This is a genomic window from Streptomyces sp. NPDC054932, from assembly GCF_053610205.1.
Window position 1 is genome coordinate 1 of record NZ_JBSGXU010000334.1, and the last position, 4857, is coordinate 4857.

Here is a 4857-nt window from a genome sequence, read left to right on the forward strand (position 1 = left end):
CCACCTTGCCAAGGTGGAAGTCGCGCGTTCGAGTCGCGTAGTCCGCTCTGTAACGAGAGAACCCCCCCTGACCTAGGATCGGGGGGCTACTCTCGTTCCTACGCCCAGGACTGGCCGGTCAGGCGCTCGAACGCCTCGATGTACTTGGCGCGGGTCCGGGCGACGACCTGCTCCGGCAGGGCCGGCGGCGGGAGCTCGCCCTTGCGGTCCCAGCCGGAGGCCGGGGAGGCCAGCCAGTCGCGGACGTACTGCTTGTCGAAGGAGGGCTGCGAGTGGCCCGGCTCCCACTGGTCGGCGGGCCAGAAGCGGGAGGAGTCCGGGGTCAGCACCTCGTCGGCGGCGACCAGGGTGCCGTCCTTCGGGTCGAAACCGAACTCGAACTTGGTGTCGGCGAGGATGATCCCGCGCTCGCGCGCGATGTCCCGGGCGCGGCCGTACACGGCGAGGGTGGTCTGGCGCAGCAGCGCCGCCGTCTCGGCGCCGGTGGTGCGGGCGACCTCCTCGTAGGAGACGTTCTCGTCGTGCTCGCCGACGGCGGCCTTGGCGGCCGGGGTGAAGATCGGGGCGGGCAGCTCGGAGCCGTCCACGAGCCCCTCGGGGAGGGCGAGCCCGCAGACCGTACGGGTGTCGTTGTACTCGGCGAGGCCGGAGCCGGCGAGGTAGCCGCGGGCCACGCACTCGACCGGGACCATGTCGAGGTTGCGGCAGATCAGGGTGCGCCCGGCCCAGTCGGCGGGGGCGCCGGCGGGCAGGTCGGTGGAGATGACGTGGTTCGGGACGAGGTCCGCGAGCTGGTCGAACCACCACAGGGAGAGCTGGGTCAGGACGCGGCCCTTGTCCGGGATCTCGGTGGGCAGCACCCAGTCGAAGGCGGACATGCGGTCGCTGGCGACCATGACGAGACGGCCGTCCTCGTCGCGGTAGAGATCGCGCACCTTGCCGGTGTGGAGGTGGACGAGGCCCGGAACCTGAACCGGCTCGGGCTTTTCGACGAATCCGGACACGGGGTCTCCCTGTAGTTCTGTATGAAGCGCACTCCGATTCTCGCGCACCTGCGTCCCCTCCTGCGGACAGGGGGGCCGGGTGCGGGTCAGTCGCGCTTGCAGATCCGGTCGAGGAGGTTGGCCGTGGCCCGCTGTACCCGCTCGTCGACGTGGCCGGGGCGGTCGAGGGCCGGGGACCAGGCGAAGGTGCCGGAGGCGAAGACCAGCGCGCCGCTCGGCGCCCGGTAGAGGGAGGTCTCCTGGTGGCGGCGGTGGCCCTCGCTGTCGAGGTACGGGGAGTGCGCCAGCAGGATCCGGTCCTGGTGCTCGGGGAGCTGGGTGCGCGGGAAGTACCGGTCGGCCTCACCGGCGACCAGGCCGGGCAGCTCGTCGTTCTCGCCGGCGCCGGTCGCGTCCCAGAGCCAGTGGGTGGCGTTGCGCACGATGAGGGGGGCCGGTTCGGGGACCCGGCCCGCGTACTGGATGCCGAGCAGCTGCTGCTCCGGGCGGTCGACCTCGCGCCAGAGGCTGGGGCGGCCCGGGCCGCGCCGTTTTCGGCAGGTGAGCAGCCGGTCGTCGACCCCGGAGGGGGACGGGCCGAGCTCGACCTGCCAGTACATGGTGTTGGCGGAGAGGAAGACGAGCGAGGTGCCGTGCCGGCGGGCGCGTTCGACGGTGCGGCGCATGGGGGCCGACCAGTACTCGTCGTGGCCGGGGAAGACCAGGCCCCGGTAGCGGGTGGGGTCGACGCGGCCGGCGTGCAGGTCGCGGGTGTCGGCGTAGGCGATGTCGTAGCCGTAGCGCTCGGCCCAGCGGATGAAGTCGTAGGCGTGGCCGACGTGCAGGGGCAGGCCCGCGCCCGCGTAGGGGCGGTCGAAGGAGACGGTGACCGCCGCGTCCTGCTCGCCGAGCAGCCGGCCCTGCTCGTCCCAGGCGTGGTAGAGGCTGGCACCGCTGCGGCCGTCCTCCGGATACAGGTTGTAGGCCTGCCAGGTGATGTCGGGGAGCAGGAGCAGGAGGTCGGCGGGGTGGTCGTCGCGGACCGTGAAGGGGATGTGGGAGCGGTAGCCGTCGGCGGTGGTCAGAACGGCGACGTACGCGCCCACGCTCCAGTAGGAGGGCACCTGGAGGCGCCAGGACAGCCACCAGTGGTGGCAGGAGACGGTGCGGTCGGCGGCGAGGGGGGCCGGCTGGACGATGCCGGAGAGCCGGGGGCTGGTGGTGATCTTGGAGGCGCCGTCGCCGCCGTAGTGGCCGATCCGGTAGACGTCCACGGAGAACTGCTGGGGCGGGTCGACGGTGATGTGGAAGTCGATGGCCTCGCCGGGGGCCACCCCGCCGGTGGAGGCGAAGCCCTTGATCTGGCGGTGCACGTCGTCGGCGGTGCGGGGACCGCCGTTGCCGCGGGCGCGGGGGATCTGGCCGGTGCCGGCGGCCGCGGCGGCCGGGTCCACGTACCAGGGCACGACCTGGCCGGTGTCGTCGAAGTAGAGCTCGCTGCCCCGGAACCAGGGCAGGGGGCCCTGCCCGAAGGGGTCGGTCACCGCGTGCGCGAGCGCACCTGACTCCCAACGCCGGATCTGGTCCGCACCCATGACCGCTCCCCTCCTTCGCTCCCCGAACCGGGCGTGCATCGGCTCGGTGCACGGCCCACGGACGGGCCGATGCGGCGTTCCTCGGACGCCCGCTCCGGGACATCCAGCCGCGACCGGTCCCAGCACATCACATAACGCACGCAGTCCGTCACTGTTCGTCGCGAATTGACGGGACCGGAACATTGGCATCCGGTTGCCTGTACGAGCTGTAACCCTCCCGCGGGGGCACGGCGGACCGCCGCCTCAGACCAGGCGGACCGGCTTCTCCGGACGGACGCCGAGGGCCGAGAGCCAGTCCCGCAGGGGCTCCGGGTTGCCCTCCTCGACCAGGCACAGCACGCGCGGCGCCAGATCGGATCGGCGGTCGCCGCCCACCAGCAGGACCGGCCCGTCGAGCCAGTCCAGCCCGGGGGTGGCCCCGGCCGAGTCCACGGCCGCGCAGCACACCATCGCCGTGACGTGGTCGGCCAGCAGGTCCCGGCCGCTGCGCGGCGGCTGGAGCGGGAACAGCGGAACGGCGTCCGAGCCGCGCGCCTTCCCGGCTCCGGCGGCCGGTCCGGCGGCCCGCTCCTCGCGGGCCAGCTCACCGCTGATCCGGCCGGCCAGGGCCTCGCCGGCCGCGCCCTCGCCGCCGAGGTCCGTGAGGTAGCCCAGCACCCGCTCCAGGGTGGGTCCGGCGAACCCGTCCGCGGTGGGCGGCGGGGAGTCGGCGGCCGCGAGCGTGGCGGAGCCCGCTGTACCGGCGGGTCCGGAGATCCCGGACGCGGCGGACGAGCCGGACGGGGCACTCGGGGCTCCGGAGGTGCTGGAGGTGCTCGGTACGGCCGGAGCGGCGGATCCCGAAGGACCGGCGGACAGCCCCGCCGGGACGGCCAGGGCGTCCAGCGCCGCGTGCAGGCGGGCCGCCTCCGTCCGCCACTTGCGATCCACGACCTCCTCCGGATACGCCGCCCAGTCCACCGGGGACCAGTCCGGCCCGGCCTCGGCCGGACCTCCGTGGAAGAGCCGAGCGGCCAGCAGCGACGTCGCCTCGTCGATCAGCCCGGGCTGCTCCAGCAGGTCACAGGCGGGGCGCTCGCCGAGCCGCGAGGTGAACCCCTCGGCCAGCCGGTCCCGCCGGGAGAGCTCGGTCAGCGCGGAGACCACCCCGGCGTCGAGGTGCGCCGGCCAGCGGCCCATCCGCCAGGCGGGCAGCGCGACCCGGGTCAGCAGCCGGTCCCAGCCCGCATAGGCGAGGCCGACCTGCTCCTGGGCGACGATGCGCAGCCCGTAGTCCACACCCTGTGCACGCTCCGAGGCGGCGGCGGCCACCCCGCGCTCCATCTCGGCCGCGTCCGTCCGGCACAGCCGCAGCAGCAGCCGGGCCGGCGCGGCGATCCAGCCGAGGCCGCGCCGGCTGCCCACGTCCACGGCCGCGTCCAGGCCCCGTACGAAGCCGCGGGCATCGGCTATGTCCGGGTGCGCGGAAGGTCCCGTACCGGCGACGACGGGCGCGAGGACCGCCCGCAGCTCGGCGACCCGCATCCACCACAGGAAGGGAGAGCCGATCACCAGCACGGGGGCCGCGCCCGGCTCGGACTCCGGCGCGACGGGTCCGGCCGTAGCGGCCGACGCACGGGCGGCGCCGCGGCGGTGGGCCGCGTGCGTGCGGTCCTCCAGCCAGCTGTCGCAGTCCGGTGTCAGGGCTATCGCGGAGGGCGGCGGCACGTCCATCCGGTCGGCCAGGTCCCGCACCAGCCGGTAGAGATCGGGCGCGGCGGCCTCCGAGAGGGGCACCGTCGGCGTCACGGCGGGGCGCGCCCGCAGCACCACGGCGGCGAACACACCGCCGACGAGGAGCACCAGCGCGGCGACCACGCACACGACGAGGGTCACCGCGGGCCAGGGATCACCGGCCAGCCGGCCCGTCGTCCGGGCGGCGACCAGCACCACCGCGAGGGCGGCGGGCAGCAGCACGACGGCCAGGGCCCTGCTGCGCACGCGCAGCACGGCCAGAGCGCGGGAACGCGCGGACGGCGTGCCTGCTTCCATGATCGAACCGGTTCCGGACACGGCCGGACCTCACCCCCTCTGCCCTGCGGCGACGTTGCTCACTCCCCCACTGTGACACCCGCCACCGACATCGCAATGCCGGTGGGCCAAGTGCCGGAATGCTTGGCATCGCACCCTAGTTGGGGCACGCGCGGGCGTCAGGCAGACGGAGGGACGATCACCCGATGGAATGGCTTTGGGTAAAGGTGGATGCGTTCGAACGCGGCCGGATGCAGTCGCACGCGGAC

At 74.1% G+C, this 4857-nt stretch carries 3 protein-coding genes; all 3 read right to left on the minus strand.

Translation table 11 applies throughout. The features are described from left to right. Nucleotides 1-98: 98 nt before the first annotated feature. A complete protein-coding gene (locus ACWGE1_RS40205) occupies nt 99-1004 on the minus strand; it encodes a phosphoribosylaminoimidazolesuccinocarboxamide synthase (protein WP_453425427.1) in 906 nt (301 codons plus the stop codon). Nucleotides 1005-1090: 86 nt separating this feature from the next. Beyond that, nucleotides 1091-2578, minus strand: a complete 1488-nt coding sequence (locus tag ACWGE1_RS40210; protein WP_453425428.1) for a N,N-dimethylformamidase beta subunit family domain-containing protein — start codon at nt 2576-2578, stop codon at nt 1091-1093. Between the two features lie 243 nt (nt 2579-2821). Next, nucleotides 2822-4609, minus strand: a complete 1788-nt coding sequence (locus ACWGE1_RS40215; RefSeq protein WP_453425429.1) for a hypothetical protein — start codon at nt 4607-4609, stop codon at nt 2822-2824. Nucleotides 4610-4857 lie beyond the last annotated feature (248 nt).